The 17,512-nt window shown below is 66.9% G+C and carries 18 protein-coding genes and 1 tRNA gene; 12 read left to right on the forward strand and 7 right to left on the reverse strand.

All coding sequences use genetic code 11. The annotated features are described in order from the left end of the window. Positions 1–60 precede the first annotated feature (60 nt). The 3 genes from HARCEL1_RS08210 to HARCEL1_RS08220 all read left to right on the forward strand — a co-directional run bounded on the left by HARCEL1_RS08210 (position 61) and on the right by HARCEL1_RS08220 (position 2,205). Positions 61–888, forward strand: coding sequence for an SDR family oxidoreductase (locus HARCEL1_RS08210; RefSeq protein WP_108382251.1), 828 nt, complete (start codon positions 61–63; stop codon positions 886–888). Continuing rightward, the gene (locus HARCEL1_RS08215) at positions 885–1,613 is read left to right on the forward strand and encodes an acetoacetate decarboxylase family protein (RefSeq protein WP_108382253.1); all 729 of its coding nucleotides are present in this window, start codon (positions 885–887) and stop codon (positions 1,611–1,613) included. The genes HARCEL1_RS08210 and HARCEL1_RS08215 overlap by 4 nt, the downstream gene beginning before the upstream one ends. Before the next feature lie 130 nt (positions 1,614–1,743). After that, positions 1,744–2,205: a type II toxin-antitoxin system VapC family toxin gene (locus HARCEL1_RS08220; RefSeq protein ID WP_108384171.1), complete on the forward strand. Its 462-nt coding sequence runs from the start codon at positions 1,744–1,746 to the stop codon at positions 2,203–2,205. A 1,290-nt stretch (positions 2,206–3,495) separates the two neighbouring features. On the opposite strand, the gene HARCEL1_RS08225 is transcribed toward HARCEL1_RS08220, so the two are convergent. Then, positions 3,496–3,568 (reverse strand) — tRNA-Val (locus tag HARCEL1_RS08225). Between the two features lie 61 nt (positions 3,569–3,629). Between HARCEL1_RS08225 and HARCEL1_RS08230 the strand changes: the two genes are divergently transcribed. The 5 genes from HARCEL1_RS08230 (at position 3,630) to HARCEL1_RS08250 (ending at position 8,389) form a co-directional block, all read left to right on the forward strand. Beyond that, on the forward strand, positions 3,630–4,118 hold the full coding sequence (locus HARCEL1_RS08230) for a DUF192 domain-containing protein (RefSeq protein WP_108382255.1): 489 nt from the start codon (positions 3,630–3,632) through the stop codon (positions 4,116–4,118). 75 nt (positions 4,119–4,193) lie between these two features. Beyond that, a complete protein-coding gene (locus HARCEL1_RS08235) occupies positions 4,194–5,168 on the forward strand; it encodes an aldo/keto reductase (protein ID WP_108382257.1) in 975 nt (324 codons plus the stop codon). 85 nt (positions 5,169–5,253) lie between these two features. Beyond that, positions 5,254–6,210 carry an NADPH:quinone reductase gene (locus HARCEL1_RS08240; protein ID WP_108382260.1) on the forward strand — a complete coding sequence of 319 codons (957 nt, stop codon included), beginning with the start codon at positions 5,254–5,256 and terminating at the stop codon, positions 6,208–6,210. Between the two features lie 53 nt (positions 6,211–6,263). Beyond that, complete coding sequence (locus tag HARCEL1_RS08245; protein WP_108382262.1) at positions 6,264–7,502, forward strand: HEAT repeat domain-containing protein; 1,239 nt, start codon at positions 6,264–6,266, stop codon at positions 7,500–7,502. A 41-nt stretch (positions 7,503–7,543) separates the two neighbouring features. After that, positions 7,544–8,389: a CheF family chemotaxis protein gene (locus HARCEL1_RS08250; protein WP_108384174.1), complete on the forward strand. Its 846-nt coding sequence runs from the start codon at positions 7,544–7,546 to the stop codon at positions 8,387–8,389. Between the two features lie 15 nt (positions 8,390–8,404). On the opposite strand, the gene HARCEL1_RS08255 is transcribed toward HARCEL1_RS08250, so the two are convergent. From HARCEL1_RS08255 to HARCEL1_RS08265, 3 genes are read right to left on the reverse strand one after another with little or no spacing between them, the layout of a single operon-like run. Next, the gene (locus tag HARCEL1_RS08255) at positions 8,405–9,283 is read right to left on the reverse strand and encodes a CheF family chemotaxis protein (RefSeq protein WP_108382265.1); all 879 of its coding nucleotides are present in this window, start codon (positions 9,281–9,283) and stop codon (positions 8,405–8,407) included. Positions 9,284–9,340: 57 nt separating this feature from the next. Beyond that, entirely contained in the window at positions 9,341–9,763 is a 423-nt protein-coding gene (locus HARCEL1_RS08260; protein ID WP_108382267.1) for a DUF7112 family protein, read from the reverse strand. 7 nt (positions 9,764–9,770) lie between these two features. Further along, a complete protein-coding gene (locus HARCEL1_RS08265; RefSeq protein WP_108384176.1) occupies positions 9,771–10,157 on the reverse strand; it encodes a 30S ribosomal protein S6e in 387 nt (128 codons plus the stop codon). A 149-nt stretch (positions 10,158–10,306) separates the two neighbouring features. Between HARCEL1_RS08265 and HARCEL1_RS08270 the strand changes: the two genes are divergently transcribed. Next, on the forward strand, positions 10,307–10,945 hold the full coding sequence (locus HARCEL1_RS08270; protein WP_108382270.1) for a helix-turn-helix domain-containing protein: 639 nt from the start codon (positions 10,307–10,309) through the stop codon (positions 10,943–10,945). A gap of 36 nt (positions 10,946–10,981) precedes the next feature. On the opposite strand, the gene HARCEL1_RS08275 is transcribed toward HARCEL1_RS08270, so the two are convergent. Both HARCEL1_RS08275 and purB read right to left on the reverse strand, forming a co-directional pair. Further along, positions 10,982–12,520, reverse strand: coding sequence for a hypothetical protein (locus HARCEL1_RS08275; RefSeq protein ID WP_108382273.1), 1,539 nt, complete (start codon positions 12,518–12,520; stop codon positions 10,982–10,984). A gap of 99 nt (positions 12,521–12,619) precedes the next feature. Then, positions 12,620–14,002: an adenylosuccinate lyase gene (gene purB, locus HARCEL1_RS08280; protein WP_108382275.1), complete on the reverse strand. Its 1,383-nt coding sequence runs from the start codon at positions 14,000–14,002 to the stop codon at positions 12,620–12,622. 104 nt (positions 14,003–14,106) lie between these two features. Between purB and HARCEL1_RS08285 the strand changes: the two genes are divergently transcribed. The 3 genes from HARCEL1_RS08285 (at position 14,107) to purH (ending at position 16,880) form a co-directional block, all read left to right on the forward strand. Next, the gene (locus HARCEL1_RS08285; protein ID WP_108382278.1) at positions 14,107–14,874 is read left to right on the forward strand and encodes a class I SAM-dependent methyltransferase; all 768 of its coding nucleotides are present in this window, start codon (positions 14,107–14,109) and stop codon (positions 14,872–14,874) included. 37 nt (positions 14,875–14,911) lie between these two features. Further along, complete coding sequence (locus HARCEL1_RS08290) at positions 14,912–15,229, forward strand: LiaF transmembrane domain-containing protein (RefSeq protein WP_108382280.1); 318 nt, start codon at positions 14,912–14,914, stop codon at positions 15,227–15,229. Positions 15,230–15,302: 73 nt separating this feature from the next. Further along, on the forward strand, positions 15,303–16,880 hold the full coding sequence (gene purH, locus HARCEL1_RS08295; RefSeq protein ID WP_108382283.1) for a bifunctional phosphoribosylaminoimidazolecarboxamide formyltransferase/IMP cyclohydrolase: 1,578 nt from the start codon (positions 15,303–15,305) through the stop codon (positions 16,878–16,880). On the opposite strand, the gene HARCEL1_RS08300 is transcribed toward purH, so the two are convergent. Then, entirely contained in the window at positions 16,849–17,484 is a 636-nt protein-coding gene (locus HARCEL1_RS08300; RefSeq protein WP_108382285.1) for a hypothetical protein, read from the reverse strand. The genes purH and HARCEL1_RS08300 overlap by 32 nt on opposite strands. Positions 17,485–17,512: the final 28 nt, after the last annotated feature.

A 17,512-nucleotide genomic window follows, 5' to 3' on the forward strand; every position in this document is an offset into this window, starting at 1 on the left:
GCTTTGCAGGCCCACGAATGGGAGAGACTATGCCGATCCCGCCCGCCAGTCATCCACCTAATGAGCACGGCACTCGTGACCGGGGCCGCCTCGGGGATCGGGCGCGCGGTCACCGAGCAGTTCGACGCCGAGGGGTGGACCGTCTACGCGACCGACGTCGACACCGATGGTCTCGATCAGTTGGCCCGACGGGGCTGTGAGACCCACCGGCTGGACGTCACCGATGACAGCGACATCGCCGCGGTCGTCGAGACGATCACTGCGGCCGGTGGGATCGACTGCCTCGTCAACAACGCGGGCTACGGGCAGTTGGGGCCACTCGAAGACGTCCCGATCGATCGGATGCAGGCCCAGTTCGACGTCAACTACTGGGGCATCGTCCGCTGTGTGAAGGCCGTCCTCCCGACGATGCGCGAGCAAGGCCACGGGACGATCGTCACGATCGGCAGCGTCCAGGGCAGGGTCACGACCCCAGGGTGGGGGACCTACGCCGGATCCAAGCACGCACTGGAGGGAATGAACGATGCGCTCCGTATCGAGGTGGCCGACCAGGGTATCGACGTCGTCCTCGTCGAACCCGCGTGGGTCGCGAGCGAGTGGGCGGACCGCGTCGTCGAGCGCCTCACCGGGTTCGATCGGACGGAGTGCTATCGCGACCTCTACGAGTCGCTGGAGCACGGCGCACTCGTCGAGGGCGGTCGGTTCGCAGTCACGCCCGAGCGGGTCGCACGAACGGTCGTCGCGGCGGCACAGGCCGACGCTCCCGACGCCCGGTACGCCGTGGGGCTGCCCGCCAGGCTGGTCTTGCTCACCCGGCTGGTGCCGGACTCGATCGCTGACCGCGTGCAACAGCACCTGGTCAGCCGATATTCGGGAGGGAAGCGATGACTGGCGCGGATCGCGAGCCCCATTCGCTCTCGACGGGCCACACCGTCGGAGTGCCACTCGACCTGGAGGCGACGATCACGGGCGCCGTCTTCGCTGCGCCGCTCGACGACCTTCGAGCAATGGTTCCCGACGGGCTCCGACCGGTCAGACTGACACCACGCCGTGGTGGAATCACGATCCTCTCGGTCGACTACCACCGGATCGGGGACGACGCGATGGCACCGTACAACGAGGTGAGCATCCAGATTCCGGCCACTCGGGAGGGCTCGCGGACCGTGCCCGTCGTCTCCGGACTGCTCGGAGCCACCGGTGGGTACGTCTGGGCGATGCCGGTGACGACCGAGCCGGCGAAGGCACTCGGCCGAGAGGTCTGGGGGTATCCGAAGACGGTCGCGGACATCGCGATCGATCACGGCGAGCGGGCGACCCAGACGACCGTGTCCCTCGACGGTGATCGCGTGCTGACGATGGACGTCACTCGACCGCCGGCCGTCCCGCTCCGCGTGCGTGGTCACACCTATACCGAACTCGACGGCCGACTGGTCCGGGAGGACACGGCGATCCGTGGACGCGTCGGTGCGTGGCCGCTGAGCCAGGGCGCGACCGTCGAGGTCGGATCGCGTGGGTTCGCGAGGCAGGTGCCCGAGGAGTGGTTCGATGGGCGAGCACTGCTGCGACTTGCGGCCGACTGTCGGTTCCGGATCGAGGCTCCCCGGCCTGTGTGACCTGGGGCCGACGACGCGGATCTGGAGGCGGCGATCGACGACGCGAGCAGCGGAGATCCGAGCCCGCCCGACGACCGCGATCCACTGGCCCGCGATCACGTCGAGACGGTTCGACGCGGGGCCCGGGACGATGCCTGACGGACCGTATCTGTTCGACGTGGGCGTGACGACGCTGGCCCACGCCGGGACACCGGTCAGCGACGTGGCGCTCTCCTGGGTGCGTCGCGCGATCGAGGGCGAGATCGACGCCGTCGTCCCGACGGCCTCGCTCGTCGGCGCGCACCACGTCCTCACGTCGGTCAACGGGTTTACGAACGAGGACGCGTCGACGCTGCTGAGCAGATTGCTCGACGCCCAGCGGATCCACTGGCACGAATCGACGAGTGTGAGCAGCGTCAGAGCGGGATTCGATCGTGCGAGTGCGGCGACCGTCGAGGGGTGGAACGCGTTGTACGCGCAGATCGCCGCCGAGGAGGGCGTCGAGACGGTGTTGACCCTCGACGACGACTTCGAGCGGTTCGAGGAGTTCGACGTGGAGGTCATCCTGTCGCGCGAGGAGTTCCGAACGGTGGAGGAGTATTTGGGGTACTGATCGGGGTGGTTCCTTGTTTACCCGTTTATCGACAATAACGAGCCCACGTATTCCGATCGGCGTCTGATTATTTATCAGATATTCTCGTTTACCCATTTTCAACCTTACACGTGCACTCGAAGCGCTGACAGCGATCGTTAGCTTTCCTCCATGGGGTAGTGTTCTTGTAATGGATACAATTGGCTGTGTCTTCTTTGAAAGCCCTCGCCAGTTTCGGTCCCGCGACTCGCTGCGCGCTTCGGGCGCTACACGCCCTGCAGTGCTTACTTCGTCGGGGTTCCCGAAACTGGCTCGCCCTTTCGATCCGCCAGGATTTGGTTTGTTTTCAACATGAAACAAGCCTTTGGACGGTAGTTATCTGAACATCGTCTTCAGAGAGTACCACGAGTGGATCTCATAGTCCAGGCTCTCCCTTTGCTACAATAAAATGTGGTGAAGAATATGTCAGACCCCGTTTTCGTGTTCTATCTCAAAAACCAAGACTCGACGGCCATCCTGTTGCTCGAACCGATAATCAATGACATCAACTAATCCTTGGTACTCCCACATTCCATCCCCAGATTCTTGATAGAAGAAATGGACTGGTACCGCTGACGAGATCGCATCAATTAATACGGAGTTCCCCGGCGAAGATTCACTCTGATCACCCGACAGACCTTCCCCAATATACTCGAATCTCCCTTCAGTCACAGAATCATTATACGGCCCGCTTTCGTTGGCGAAGAGTAGCACATAGCGTCTGTCATTGCTGTCACGTCGTGGGTTGATGCCGGAAATTTGGTAGCCAAAACCAGTGTCGAAAGCATCTTCGATGTCATCCTAGTTATATTCATCTCCGATATGGATGCCCGAAGGAGGTGTGCGCATACCGTCGGTAGTATGGCCAAATTGTATAAACTTGTGGAATAATAAAATTTGATTTAATTTAGATGACGAGACGGTACTGACAGCCCCACAACAACACATATCATCAACTGACCATCCAATAGTTGCTCGATTTTGGACTGGTGGAACTTGCTTTTGTATCTCTTTAAATCCGGCTGGTCGAATCAATTTCGACGGTGCTCTTGTGCGCATACGGCGGCCTTCGGCCGCCGTTTCACTGAGCGCGAACGCAGTGAGCGCTCAGGTCTTTTTGGTCCAGATTTTTCGAGGAGCGGTCGCCGAAGGCGACCCGACGACGAAAAAGGTGGTTGAGCGGATTCGAACCGCGGTCACTCCGCGCTGACGCGCTCCGTTCCCTGGTATCGAATCCGCCGGGCTTCCAGTTCGCTCCCTGCGGTCGCTCGATGGGTCCGGGCGGATTCGAACCGCCGACCCCTTCCTTGTAAGGGAAGTGTCATAACCACTAGACCACGGACCCTGATCGGCGATAGACGGGGCGACGGCATAACGGTTTTCGATTCGGGGCCCACACGTCCGGTATGGATCGACGCCGGGCAGGCCAGGGGCTGGTGATCGTCGGCGCACTCGCGGTCGCGACACTCCTCCTCGTCGGAAGCCTCACGGGCGCGTTCAGCGGTCGGGACGCCGACTGGGAGACGGTCACGATCGAATCGGACGGTGAGCGACTCGCGACGGTCGACGTACGCGTTGCCGACGACCACCAGTCCCGGTATATCGGTCTAAGCGAGACCGACCACCTCGGTCCGCGCGAGGGCATGCTGTTCGTCCATTCCGACAGTGGGCCCCACGAGTACGTCATGCGCGACATGGCGTTTCCGCTCGACATCGTCTTCGTCGACGCGAACGGCACGATCACCGCGGTCCACGAGGCCCCGGTCCCCGAGGGCAGTTACGATCGGACCTACGAGGGGCGCGGGCGATACGTCCTCGAACTGAATCGCGGGACGATGGCCGAGGTCGGCGCGGGCGTCGGTGATCGCGTCGTGATTCCGAACGGGACGGCCTGATCGGTCACACCGCTCGACCGGTTCGGCCCGCCGAGGACACCCTTTATCCGACCGCTGGCCGTGGACCGACCCAGTATGGAGTACACCACCCTCGGCTCGACCGGGATGGAAGTCAGCCAACTCTGTCTGGGCTGTATGAGCTTCGGCAGCGAGGAGCCCTGGATGCTCGACGAGGCGGAGTCTCGCGAGATCATCGAGCGAGCGATCGAACTCGGCGTGAACTTCTTCGACACCGCCAATGCGTACTCCGACGGCGAGAGCGAGGCGATCCTGGGCGACGTCCTCGCGGAGTACGACCGCGACGAGCAGGTCGTCGCGACGAAAGTCCGCTTTCCCGTCGGCGAGGAGGGCCCGAACGCCGCCGGCCTCTCCCGGAAGACGATCCAGCAGTCACTCGCGGGGAGTCTCGACCGACTGGGCATGGACACGATCGACCTCTATCAGACCCACCGCGTCGATCCGTCGACACCGCCGGAGACGACGCTGCGCGCGCTCGACGACGCGGTTCGGGAAGGGAAAGTCCGCCACGTCGGGACCTCCTCGATGTGGGCGCACCAACTCGCCGAGCGCCTGCGGGTCAGCGAGCGCGAGGACCTCGTCACCTTCGAGACGATGCAGAACCACTACCACCTGGCCTATCGCGAGGAGGAACGCGAGATGCTGCCGCTCTGTGCGACCGAGGAGATGGGCGTCATTCCGTGGGGCCCACTCGGACAGGGCTTTCTGACCCGGCCCGTCGAGGACCTCGAAACCACCGCCCGGGGCGACCCCGAGAACTTCCACAATCCGACCGACGAGTACGAACGCGGCGGCGGCCGTGAGATCAACGCCCGGGTCGAGGAACTGGCCGACGACTACGGCGTGACGATGGCCCAGATCGCTCTCGCCTGGCAGTACCACAACGAGAGGGTGACGGCACCGATCGTCGGGACGACGAGCGTCGAACACCTCGAAGACGCGGTCGAGGCCCTGGAGATCGATCTCTCCGACTCCGATATCGAGTACCTCGAAGCGCCCTACGAACCACAGCCGATCGTCGGTCACGAGTGACGGCATAGGTCCGATCGCGTGGCATCCTCCCCGCTCTGAACGGGACACACGACAGATTGAACGGATCGGCCACCGAGACGCGACTATGCGCGCCTGTCGATTTCACGAGTACGGCGGTCCAGAGGTACTCAGTGTCGAGTCGGTCGATCGGCCCGATCCCGGGCCCGACGAACTCCTCGTCAGCGTCGGGGCGACGAGCGTCAACCCCGTCGACACCTACATTCGCGAGGGAGCGTACGAACCCGCGAGCCTGCCCTGGATTCCGGGGTCGGACCTCGCCGGGACGGTCGCGGCGGTCGGAGCGGACGTCTCAGCGTTCCAGCCCGGCGATCGCGTGTTCGGGACGGGGATCGGCCTCGACCGACCGGGCGGGGCCGCGGAGTACGCTCTCGTCCCGACCGATCGCGTCGCACGACTGCCCGAGACGCTGTCGCTCGCGGAGGGCGCGGCGCTCGCGCTCGTCGGCGCGACGGCCTGGCGGGCACTGATCGGCGTCTGTAAGCTCGAACCCGCCGAGCGCGTGCTGATCCACGGCGGGTCGGGCGGGGTCGGCCACCTCGCCGTCCAGATCGCCGCGGCGGCGGGCGCGCGTGTCACCGCGACCGCCGCGCCAGCGTATCACGACGCAGTCCGGGAGTTCGGGGCCGACACCGTCCTGGACTACGAGCGGAGGGACCTCGCGGACGCGGTCGTCGCGGCGGGCCGGCCCGACGTCGTGCTCGATCACCGCGCCGACGAGTATCTCGACTGTGACGCGAGGGTCGCGGCCCAGGGCGCACGCATCGGCGTCATCGGCAACGAAACGAGCGACGCGCAGTTTGTGGACGTCCCGCGCTGGCGGGCGAAAGGGCTCGCCGTCCACCACGTCAGTCTCTACAACGAACCCGCGATCGATGCGGTACTCGACCGACTGGCCCGTCTGGCCGCCGACGGAGAACTCCGCCCGCGCGTGGCCCGGCGGTACGCCCTCGACGAGGTGCCCGACGCCCATCGCGACGTCCTCGCGGACAGCGTCTGTGGGAAACTCGTCGTCGAGGTGTAGGCCCACACAGCAAAGAGGGGGCCCTACGTAGGCAGACACGACTGCGGGGATCGATGTCACTCTACGAACTCCAGCGCGACGGCGACGTGCAGGGCCTGATCGAGACGCTTCGAGACAGCACGAACGACGAGGTGCGCCGTCGCGCGGCGGCATATCTGGGCGAGTTTCCGAACCACCAGGACCGCGACGACGCGATCAGCGCGCTGGTTCGGGTGGCCCAGGAGGGCGACACCGACGCCGTCGTCGCGGCGGCCATCGACGCGCTCGACCAACTGGGCGAGGACGCCGTCCAGCAGTTGATCGGGGAGATGACGGGGATGGACCTGGAAGCGGGCGCAGACTGGAAGCGTGCGAAGGCGTTCGCACGAGCGCTCGACGCCGACATCCCGGAGATTCGAATGGCGGCGGCCAACGCCCTGGGCAGCCTCGGCGAGGCCGACGCCGTCGGCCCGCTGACCGATCGACTCGACGACCCCGACCCGCGCGTCCGGGCACGCGTCGCCAGAGCCTGCGGCCAGATCGGAGATCCACGCGCCGTCGCGGGGCTGACAGAGCACCTCCAGGGCGAACCCGCGGGCGTCCGGGCCGCCGCGGCGGGCGCACTCGGTGAGATCGGTAATCGCGAGGCGCTCCAGGCGTTACTCGCGATGTACGACGACGAGAACGACCGCGTCCGCCGGATCGCCGTCGACGCCTACGGCAACTTCCGCAACGACCGGCCCGTCGACGCGCTGATCGAAGCGCTCGACGACCCGTCCGCGACGGTCCGCCGGACGGCCGTCTATTCGCTCATCGAGGTGCTCGCGAACGTCCCGACCGATCGCTCTCACGAAATCCGCGAGACCGTCGTCGAGACGCTCAAAGAGGCCGACGAGGAGAGCGTCGTCGAACCGCTGACCGAGATTCTGGCGGAGACGACCCAGGACCCCCAGCGCCGCAACAGCGCGTGGCTGCTCGGGCGAGTCGCGACCGGCGACCGGGGCCGTGTCGTCGACACACTCGTGACAGCGATGGACGACGACGATCAGATGGCCGCGCAGTTCGCCGCGACCAGTCTCGCAGAGATCGGTGGGACGACCGTCGAGGGCCGCCTGATCGACGTCCTCGAAGACACGGATCGCGCGAGCGAGGTGCGCGCCCAGGCCGCGTTCGTCCTCGGCAAGGTCGGTGACGACCGCGCCCGTCGCAGCCTCGAATCGGTGCTCGAAGAGTCCGACGACGAAGCGGTCCGCGAGCGGGCCTTCTCGGCACTCTCGAAACTCGGTGGCCACGGCGGCCGCCCGTCCGATTAAGAGGACTCGTCCCGTAGGTCGACGTGGAGTCAGCCGGCACGATGGGCGAGAAATCCACACTGGCCGATACGACGGGGCGGATCGCCCGCATCGTCGAAGACGGCCACAAGCGCAACGATCTGGAGTGGGAGAAGTGCCGGCTGGTACTGTCGAGCGATCGCCTCGTCGTCGTCACCAACGACGATCAACGCCACATCGAGGTCGATTCGATCACGGCCGTCAAGTCTCGATCGGGGCTGGGCGGCGACGGCGAGGGCTACCTCTCGGTGCAGGTCGGCTCCGACGTCGACATCCTCGCGCCAACCGTCGAAGGGTTCGGTGATTCGCTCTATAGCGCCGTCCTCGACCAGCGGACGGTGTTGATCAAACACCCGGCGCTGAAAGGCGGCGTCGTCCAGGATACGGGCTGGGACAGAGGACGCATCAAGATTGGCGACGGGACCGTCGACCTCGCGGTCTCGACCGGGAGTTTCGTCGAGGTGGAGGTGAGCGACGTCGGCACCGTCGAGCGAGCCGAGAAGAGCGTCGGCGGCGAGACCCGTGACGTGGTCGAGATCGAACACACCGTCGACGGCACGAGCGTCGAGACACACGTCTCGGGGGCGCGTCGCGACGCGAACGTCCTGTTCGAGTTTCTCCGGCGGGAGACCGCCACCGAGACGGACGTCGATCTGGACGACGACGAGCGAGCGGTGCTGATGGCGCTGTACAGTGGCGTCTCGCCGTTCGAAATTCCGGACTTCGTGGATCTGGAGATCGATCGCGTCGAGCAGATCTACGACGGGTTGCTGGAGAGCGGACTGCTCCGTGAAGTTCGGACGCGCCGGTCGGTGTCGTTGCTCCCCCGGGGTCGGAACATCGCCACCGAAGAGATGGCCGAACAGTAGTCGCCGGCGGTCTCCTCACTCGTTGACGCGCTCGATGTGGCGGCTGACGATCACCCGGCCGACCGGCGTCATCTCCGGCCCACCGTCCGTGTCGGTGACGACACCCTGGTCTTCGAGGTCCTCCAACACCATCGTGGCCTTCGTGGCCTCGACGCCGAGCGTGCGGGCGAGTGCGGCCGGATCCTCGATCCCACCGGCGTAGATCGTCACGAGCAACTGGATCTCTTCCTCGGTGAGGTCGATATCGGACGCCTCTGCGACCAGATCGCTGTATTCGAGCCGAATGTACCGCCCGAGAACGTTCGAGAGCCGACCCGACGGAAGCGCGACGAGCGTCGTCACGGCCCGGCCCCTGCTCATGTGCCGGACGGCGATGACCGGCCGGGACTGACCGTCGATCTCACGGCTCAACCGGTCGAAATTCGAGACCGTTCCGAGGCGGACGACGACGGTGTCGCCCTCGCGCGTGAGTTCGAGGCGGTGGGGTTCGATCGCGATCGTCGCCGGTTCGAACTCCTCGCCAGTGACGCGCCCCCCGATACGGGCGGGGTGTTGAACGGTGACGCGGGTCCCGTTCAGCAAGGCCTTGAACAGCACGGTCGAGAACTTCTGGATCGTGTCGTCGTCGGCCTCGACCACCGCCGTCGCGCGGCGATCGTCGGTCTCGAAGGCGACCGTCACCGTCGAGTCGAAGAAGTTACCCAGGTCTGGCGGGACGTGCCCGACCGCGACGTCGAAGACGTCGGCCAGCGGGATCGTGACCGTTCGGTCGGCGTCGGCGGCGAGCACGAGGCGTTTCTCGGAGAGCAGGACGCGACCACGGATCGGTTCGGCGTCGCCCGACATTTCTGTGTTGAAGGTGGCGACGAAGTCCGCGATCACTGATTCCGACATCGGGCGAGTCCTCTAGTGGTGGTACGGCGGAGGGGTACAAGAAAGCTGTTCCCCCGATCACTCCGAGAGGTCACGAGCGATCGAATCGAGTGATCGGTCGGGCGGGTCCCGCGTCTGATAGGTGACGCTCTCACCGGGCGGACGGAGTCCGATCTTGTAGCCCGGCGTGACGACGTCCATCGTGACCGATCGGCCGATCTGCACGTCGACGCTGTCGAGCCAGTCGGCCAGGCGTCCCGAGGGACCCTCCCCGGCGTCGGCCCGTGTCTCCCCGACGGCGGTGATCCGCGGGGCGTCCTCGACGTCGCTCTCGACGACGGCGTGGGTCTCGGTCCCCCCGAGCGAGACGACACACCGGTCGCCAACCGCGAGGTCGACCGCGTCGGGGATCGGGATCGCCGGGCGGCGACGGCCGACGCGCTCGACGGTGACGCGATGGCTCTCGATGGACGCGTGATCGCAGGGGATCCGCTCTGACATCGAGTCGTTACTCCTCGTCGTCGAAGAGGTCCTCGGGGTCCTCGTCGCCGCGCTCGGCGATGCGCGCGTTGATCTGGTGGACCTCGTCGCTGATCTCGTTGCCCCGGACGGTCACACGGCGGCGCACGCCGTCACGCTCGGGGTTGAACCCCGTGCCGCCGTCCGAGAGGATCTCTTTGACGCCAGGCCCGGAGACGTCTTCGTGCATCGGTCGGCCGGAGGTGTCCGAGCCACCGGTGATCGTGAGTCGATAGCCGTCGAGGCCGACGGCCGCGCCGTCGACGTCGTCACCGACGGTGAGGCCGGCGAAGCGGTTGGCGTCCTGTCCGTCGACGTCGCGCTGGTAGGTGCGGCCCGATTCGGGGTCCGCGACCGTGACCGTGAAATCTGCCATGTCGTGGCGATACCGGGCGGCGGCCATAAGCCCGTCGAACAGTCACTCTCCACAGGCGCGAGTCAATCGTCGCCCCCGACATCGGGGGGCTTCTCAAGGCCCGAGAACTCCGACCGACGTTTAGAGGGTGGCGGTCGTAGGTGCCGACAATGCCGGGGATGCGTGCCGAACTCGAAGTTTCGACGCCGGGTGACTGCCCGGTCGCCAAACTCTCGCGATCCGTCGAGGGATCGATCTCGTCGATTTCGCGGGCTGGCGACACGAGCGACGGTGTCGTCGAGCAGTTCACGGCCCCGAACGAGTTGGCAGCCTCGGGCGAGGACTGCTCGCAGCTGTTCGAGTACCGCTCGGCCAGCGTCTATCAGGTCGAACACGACGTGCGCGACTGTCTGTGCTCGGCGGTCGAGCGAGCGGGCCACCCGATCGCGAACGTCCGCGCCGAAGACGGGTCGCTCGCGATCGCACTCCACCTGACCGAGATCGAGGCGCTCCGCGATCTGGTCGCGGACCTCCGCGAGGAGTTCGGTGACGTGAAGATTCGGTATCTCCTCCAGGTCGACAGCGACGAAGAGGGCGCCGACGACGTCGTCCCGATCGATCGGAATCGGTTGACCGACCGCCAGCAAGAAGTCCTGGAGACGGCCTACCAGATGGGGTATTTCGCCTATCCGCGCGAGGCCAACGCGACCGAGGTCGCCGCCGCGCTCGACATCGATTCCTCGACGTTCACCGAACATCTCGCGGCCGCCCAGTCGAAGCTCATGGACGAACTCCTCACCGCGCCCTGACCGGGCGCTCGGCCCGTCGTCCGTTCGTCGACACGCTCACTCGACCGACCACTCCGCGACCGGCCGGCCGGAGCGGGCGCGCTGTCGGTAGGCCGCCTGGGCCGTCCGGATCGCCTCGGGGAAGGATCGACCGCCGTCGAGGGCCGCCTCGCAGCGATCGAGCAGCCACTGACTCGGGACGACGCCGGTCTCGGCGCGGCGTTCGATCGGCGCGAGCAGGTCGTCGGCGTCACTCGAATCCACGTCCGCATCGGCAAGCCCCGCCCGCGCCGTCCGGAAGAGGTCTGCCCAGACGCGGTCGCGGTCGGTGAGGGGTTCGCCATCGCGGTCGATCCACGCGAGATCGGCGGTCGGCCCGTTCTCGACGACGTCGTAGAAACAGCTCTCGGCCGCCGCGCGCTCAAGGTCCAGGACGGGGTGGTCCGTGACGACGATGCCGTGGATCACTCCGGCGACGAGCGCGGTCAGTCCCACGGTCTCAGAGACCGTCGGCTGGGTCGGGAGCGGCCGATACTCGATCCGGATCGACTGCTGATCGCAGATGCCCGCGACGGGATCGCCACCGAACACCGGGCGAACCCACCGCCAGAACAACCCGCGTTTGTGCCGCAACTCCCAGTAGACGTCGAGTCCGGAGCGATCCTCGCTGGCCTCGCGCAGCCACTCGAAGAGGACCGGCGCGAGCGTGTCGTCGCCGGCGATGGCGTCGACGGCGTCGCCCGGCGCGGTGACGTCCGCCGGAACGGCGACCTTCGGCCGGTCGGTGTGGTTGACCGACTGCTCGAAGGCCGCGATCCGGAGTTCGTGATGGGTGTCCGCCAGCACTGCCTCGGGGTCGGCCCCCGTATAACAGTCCGCCGGCAACAGCGGCGAATTCGTCGATAGGGAAAGCACCGGTCCGAGCGTTCGGATCGCCGCGGCGAGCGCACGCGGCAACGCCTCGGCCTCGGGGACGAGCACGTGCGGTTGGATCGATGTCGCGAGTGACTCGAATAAGATCGTCGGGAACGCGTGCTCGAATCCGGGCACGGAAAACGGAATCGAGCCGCCGGCGCGTCGGAGCGAATCGTTGTCGATCGCGATATAGCGCGGGTCGGCGTGCATGTTTCGGGCGACGGTGACGCCGTCACGATCCTCGACGGCCGAGAGGTACGCCACGGTGCCGTCGGCCGCGGGCGCGGGGGCCATCCCCGAGAGCGCGAGATCGCGCGTCGGTCCGACCGCTCGACGGGCCGCGTCGATCGCATCGGCAATCTGAGATCGCTGGCGGCGCAGGCCCGACGTCGAGAGCGGGGCGGGCGCGGCGTTGACCTCCAGGTTGTGGACGCCGAGTTCGGGCGCGACGCCCGCCGTCGAAAAGGCTGCGTCGGGGACGCGCCCGAGCGTGACCGGGGCGTCGCCCGATTGATCGAGCACCGTCGCTTCGAGTTCGAGACCCACAGAGAGGCCGTCACTGTCGAACGCGCCGTCGGCAATCGCCCGTTTCAGGCGGTCGGCCTGCCGGTCGACCCGCTCGGAAAACGTCTGTTCGGCGTCGGTCGACAGCGACCGCCGCACGAACGCGACCGTATCCATGGACCGCTTACGGACAGCCCCCTCTTGAGTGGCCGGGCTCCGAGGCGGGATCGCGACCCGTGACTCACTCCAGCTCCGCCGATCACTCCGGCGCGTCGATCACTCGATCTCGTCGACGAGTGTGTCCCCGACGCCGGTGTACGTCGCGGGTGTCAGGTCCATCAGTTCGGCCCGCACGTCCTCGTCGACGTCGAGGTCGTCGAACAGCGCACGGAAGTCGTCGAGCGTGACGCGCTCGCCCCGGGTCAGCTCCTTGATGCGCTCGTAGGCATCCGTGTCGCCCTCACGGCGGAGGATCGTCTGGACGGCCTCACCGATCACTTCCGGCGTGCCCTCCAGATCGTCGGCCATCACCGCTGCGTTCGGGACGACTCCCTCCAGGCCGGCGAGCGCCTTGACGTAGCCGATCCGGCAATGGGCCAACGTGCCCCCGATCTGGCGTTTGACCGTCGAGTCCGAGAGGTCCCGCTGGAGCCGAGAGTTCGTCAGGTACTCCGCGAGGAAGGCCAGATCGCTCGTGGCTTTCGAGAGGTTGCCCTCGCTGTTCTCGAAGTCGATCGGGTTGACCTTGTGGGGCATCGTCGAGGAGCCGGTCTCGCCGTCGCCGGCCTCCTGGCCGAGATAGCCCTGAGAGACGTAGAGCCAGGCGTCCCGGTCGAGGTCGATCAATATGCCGTTGACCCCGCGGAGCGCGTCGAAGAGGGTGGCGAGGTCGTCCGAGGGGTTGACCTGCGTGGTCAGCGGTTCGTGATCGAGGCCGAGCGATCCGACGAAGTCGGCCGCGAACGCGGGCCAGCCGACGTCGGGATAGGCGACGTGGTGGGCGGCGTAGGTGCCCGAGGCCCCGGCGAGTTTGCCGCTGAGGCCGTCGACAGCGCGCTCGACGCGTGCGATCGCGCGCCCGAGACGGCTGGCGTACACCGCCATCTCCTTGCCGAAGGTCGTCGGTGTCGCTGGCTGTCCGTGCGTGCGCGCGAGCATCGGCAGGTCGCGGTGAGTCTGGGCCAACTCGACCAGGCGATCACGGATCGCGCGTAGATCCTCGAGCAAGACCTCCCGGACGGCCGGCCCGATCAGGAGTCGGTAGGCGAGGTTGTTCACGTCCTCGCTGGTCAGCCCGAAGTGGAGCCACTCCGATCCGACGCCGGCGGGCAGGCGCTCGCGGAGGAAGTACTCGACGGCCTTGACGTCGTGATTCGTCGCGGCGAACGCGTCGGTGCCCTCGGTCTCGATCTGTTTGACGCGGGCGGCGTCGTCGTCGGTGAATTCCTCGTAGATCGCGCGGAGGGCGGCGCGCTGGTCGGTATCGATCGCCAGCGGTGTCGCGTCGAGATCCGCCAGCGCGAGGAGGTACTCGACTTCGACGCGGACGCGCGCACGGATCAGTGCGGATTCGCTGGCGTACTCGACGAGTGGCTCGGTGTAGCGGGCGTAGCGGCCGTCGAGCGGCGAGACGGCCCCGAGGGGGTCGCGATCGGTCATACAGGGCCTCCGGTGAGCGCGCGAAAAAGGACAGCGATGGCAGTCGGTGACGCAACGAACATCTTCGCCCCAACGCCCGTCCGCGTGGGGCGTCGACGCACTGTATGTCCGAGACTGCCGACCGACCGGCCCACCAGGTGTTCGCCGCGTCCGGCAAGCGCGTCCTCCGTCCGGGTGGAACCGCGTTGACCGAGCGTCTGCTCGATCAGATCGCCCTCCAGGCCGGCGCGGACGTCGTCGAGTTCGCGCCGGGGACGGGCGCGACCGCCGAGCGCCTCCTCGATCGCGACCCGGCGACCTATCGGGGGATCGATCTCGACGCCGACACCGTCGCCCGATTGCGCGAGCGATTGGGCGGCCCGAATCGAGAATTTCTGACGGGCCACGCCGCCGAGACCGGCCTGGAACGATCGAGTGCAGACGTCTGTGTCGGAGAGGCCATGCTGACGATGCAGGCCGACGACGGCGCGCGAGCGATCGTCGACGAGGCCGCCCGCCTCCTGCGGGCGACGGGTCGGTACGGCATCCACGAACTCGCGGTCCACGACGACGTGCCCGCCGACCGTCAGGACCAGATCGCCCTGGATCTGGAGAGCGTCCTCGGCGTGCCCGCCCGACCGCGGACCGAATCGACGTGGGTCGACATCCTCGATCAGGAGGGATTCACCGTCGAGTGGACCGATCGGGCCCCGATGGCACTGCTCGACCCGCGTCGACTCGTGGCCGACGAGGGCGTCCTCGGCGCGATCCGGTTCGGCGCGCGCGTGCTTCGTGATCGTGACGCCCGCCAGCGCGTCCGTTCGATCCGGACGACCTTCCGCGAGCACGCCGACGCGCTGACGGCCCTCGCCGTGGTCGCCCGACGGGACTGAGCGGAACCGCTTTCAGAGCGGGCCGAGTCGCCCCAGTATGGGACTCTCGAAGCGCCGCTGGATCCTCGGACCGGCGCTCGTCCTGGTGGGACTGTGGCTGTTGGCCAGCGCCCGCGGGATCGTCGACGTCTCCGTGCTCGCCGTCGTACCGCCAGCGCTCGTCATCCTCTACGGCCTCGTCAAACTGATCGCGGGGCGCGGCCGGCGGATCTTCTGGCCCGGTTTGATCGTCCTGATCGGGGTCACCTGGCTGGCGGCCGGGCTCGGATTCGGTAGCGTCGGCGAGTTGATCGGTACGTACTGGCCGGTCGTGATCGTCCTCGCGGGCCTCTCGATCGTCGCCAGACGGCGCTAGGCCGCCGGGCGGCCGCCGAGGGCCGCCCCTCGAATCCGCAAGGACTTTTCGCAGTCGCCGCGGTGAGACGCACATGAAGATCGCCGGCATGGCCTCGAACCGGGGCCGCAACCTGATGAATATCGCCGACCGCGCGCCGGGCGGGGCCGAGTTCGCCGTCGTCCTCACGAACGATAGCGACGCGCCCGTCCTGGAGAAGGCGCGCGAGCGCTCGATCCCGACCGAAGTGGTCGAACGCGAGGGGCAATCGCGCGCGGACCACGAGGCCCGCGTCGTCGACGCGCTCGCCGCGTACGACGTCGATCTCGTCTGTCTGGACGGCTATATGCGGGTCCTCGAAAACACCTACCTGGAGGGCGCGCCGACGACGATCAACGTCCATCCCTCGCTGTTGCCCGCGTTCCCCGGGATGGACGCCCACGAGCAGGTCCTCGATGCGGGCGTGAAGACCACCGGCTGTACGGTCCACGTCGTCGACGAGACCGTCGACGATGGCCCGATCGTCACCCAGGAACCCGTGCCCGTCCGTGACGACGACACCGTCTCGGACCTCAAAGACCGCGTGCTCTACGAGGCGGAGTTCCGGGCGTACCCCCGGGCGATCCGCTGGTTCGCCGATGACCGCGTGACGGTCGACCGGGAGGCCGGCACCGTCTCTGTCGCAGGCGACGAGGACCGGGCGTTCCCCGAGCGCCGACTCACGAGTGCAGACCTGGCCGACGAGTTGCGCTACGGCGAGAACCCCCACCAGGACGCAGCAGTCTACGCCGATCCGACCGTCGCAGAGGCCAGCGTCGTCGGCGCGCCCCAGTTGAACGAGGGCGCGAAGGGAATGGGGTACAACAACTACAACGACGCCGACGCAGCCCTCGACATCGTCAAGGAGTTCGACGACCCCGCGTGCGCGGTCATCAAACACAAAAACCCCGCGGGCTGTGCGGTCGCCGACACGATCAGCGTAGCGTACGCGGACGCACTCTCGACGGACGCCAAGAGCGCGTTCGGCGGCATCGTCGCGCTCAATCGGCCGTGTGACGAGGCGACCGCCGAACAGATCGTCGAGTCGTTCAAGGAGGTCCTGATCGCACCCTCGTACACCGACGCTGCGCTCGAAACGCTCACCGAGAAAGACAACCTCCGCGTGCTCGCGGTCGGCGACGCGATCGAGCAGCGTGAGCCACGCGTCGAACAGCCGATCGTCGGCGGGCGACTCGTCCAGGATCGGGACCGCCAGTCGATCGACCGCGATGATCTGGAGGTCGTCACCGAGCGCGAACCGACCGACGACGAGATCGAATCGCTACTCTTCGCGTGGCAGACGATCAAACACGTCACCTCGAACGCGATCGTGTTCGCGACCGGCACCGAGACCGTCGGCGTCGGCGCGGGCCAGGTCTCCCGGGTCGACGCCGTCGAGATCGCCGAGAAGAAAGCCACGAACGACGCCGAGGGCAAGTCCGCCGACGGGGCGGTCATGGCCTCGGATGCGTTCTTCCCGTTCCCCGACGGGATCGAGGCCGCCGCCGACGCCGGCATCGAGGCCGTGATTCAGCCGGGTGGGAGCGTCAACGACGACGACGTGATCGCCGCGGCCGACGCCCACGACATGGCGATGGTGTTCACCGGGACGCGGGCGTTCCGGCACGACTAGCGCGCCGGAGGTCGGGGTCGAGGTCGTCACCGCGGGTCATCCTGGGAACGAGGCGATCGACGTGCGTGATCTCCTCGTCCCACCAGCGCACGGAGAGACATTCCTCACAGGGGCCTCGCCGCACGGCGAGATAGGTGTCCTCGGTGCCAAACTGGTCGTCGACGCCGCGCACGAGTCCCGCCTCCAGCACCCGCGGATACGGCGTCTTGAACGTGATCTTGCCCGTGCCCTGTTGGTCGCTCTCCAGTGTGATCGCCCACGATTCGGTCCCGCGGTGATACCGGTCGTACTGGTCGGCCAGCAGTGGGAGTGCGTCGTCGATCGTCGCTATCTCGGGCGGCCAGTCCATCGAGCGAGCGAGGCCACGTCCGATCCGAAACAGCGTGTACCGACCCACGTCTGCCTCGATACGGTCGTACACCGCGAGTCCGTCCGCCAGTGGGTACCAGTCCGTCGATACGGGATCGGCGACCGCCTCGGCGGCGAGAATCGACGAGACGACGGTATGACAGGACCCACAGGCCCGGTCGAGCGTCGTCGGGATCGCATCCAGAAACACGCCCGACACTTCGGCGGTCCGTGTGCTATCGTGACCCGAGGGCATGGTGACCCAACAGTTATTGCCGATAAAT

The organism is Halococcoides cellulosivorans (assembly GCF_003058365.1).
GTDB classification, from domain to species: Archaea; Halobacteriota; Halobacteria; order Halobacteriales; family Haloarculaceae; genus Halococcoides; species Halococcoides cellulosivorans.

Excerpts from the sequence above, each read along its gene's own strand:
- HARCEL1_RS08210 (WP_108382251.1), top strand. The coding sequence starts at position 61 with ATGAGCACGGCACTCGTGACCGGGGCCGCCTCGGGGATCGGGCGCGCG.
- HARCEL1_RS08215 (WP_108382253.1), top strand. The coding sequence starts at position 885 with ATGACTGGCGCGGATCGCGAGCCCCATTCGCTCTCGACGGGCCACACC.
- HARCEL1_RS08220 (WP_108384171.1), top strand. The coding sequence starts at position 1,744 with ATGCCTGACGGACCGTATCTGTTCGACGTGGGCGTGACGACGCTGGCC.
- HARCEL1_RS08230 (WP_108382255.1), top strand. The coding sequence starts at position 3,630 with ATGGATCGACGCCGGGCAGGCCAGGGGCTGGTGATCGTCGGCGCACTC.
- HARCEL1_RS08235 (WP_108382257.1), top strand. The coding sequence starts at position 4,194 with ATGGAGTACACCACCCTCGGCTCGACCGGGATGGAAGTCAGCCAACTC.
- HARCEL1_RS08240 (WP_108382260.1), top strand. The coding sequence starts at position 5,254 with ATGCGCGCCTGTCGATTTCACGAGTACGGCGGTCCAGAGGTACTCAGT.
- HARCEL1_RS08245 (WP_108382262.1), top strand. The coding sequence starts at position 6,264 with ATGTCACTCTACGAACTCCAGCGCGACGGCGACGTGCAGGGCCTGATC.
- HARCEL1_RS08250 (WP_108384174.1), top strand. The coding sequence starts at position 7,544 with ATGGGCGAGAAATCCACACTGGCCGATACGACGGGGCGGATCGCCCGC.
- HARCEL1_RS08255 (WP_108382265.1), bottom strand. The coding sequence starts at position 9,283 with ATGTCGGAATCAGTGATCGCGGACTTCGTCGCCACCTTCAACACAGAA.
- HARCEL1_RS08260 (WP_108382267.1), bottom strand. The coding sequence starts at position 9,763 with ATGTCAGAGCGGATCCCCTGCGATCACGCGTCCATCGAGAGCCATCGC.
- HARCEL1_RS08265 (WP_108384176.1), bottom strand. The coding sequence starts at position 10,157 with ATGGCAGATTTCACGGTCACGGTCGCGGACCCCGAATCGGGCCGCACC.
- HARCEL1_RS08270 (WP_108382270.1), top strand. The coding sequence starts at position 10,307 with ATGCCGGGGATGCGTGCCGAACTCGAAGTTTCGACGCCGGGTGACTGC.
- HARCEL1_RS08275 (WP_108382273.1), bottom strand. The coding sequence starts at position 12,520 with ATGGATACGGTCGCGTTCGTGCGGCGGTCGCTGTCGACCGACGCCGAA.
- purB (WP_108382275.1), bottom strand. The coding sequence starts at position 14,002 with ATGACCGATCGCGACCCCCTCGGGGCCGTCTCGCCGCTCGACGGCCGC.
- HARCEL1_RS08285 (WP_108382278.1), top strand. The coding sequence starts at position 14,107 with ATGTCCGAGACTGCCGACCGACCGGCCCACCAGGTGTTCGCCGCGTCC.
- HARCEL1_RS08290 (WP_108382280.1), top strand. The coding sequence starts at position 14,912 with ATGGGACTCTCGAAGCGCCGCTGGATCCTCGGACCGGCGCTCGTCCTG.
- purH (WP_108382283.1), top strand. The coding sequence starts at position 15,303 with ATGAAGATCGCCGGCATGGCCTCGAACCGGGGCCGCAACCTGATGAAT.
- HARCEL1_RS08300 (WP_108382285.1), bottom strand. The coding sequence starts at position 17,484 with ATGCCCTCGGGTCACGATAGCACACGGACCGCCGAAGTGTCGGGCGTG.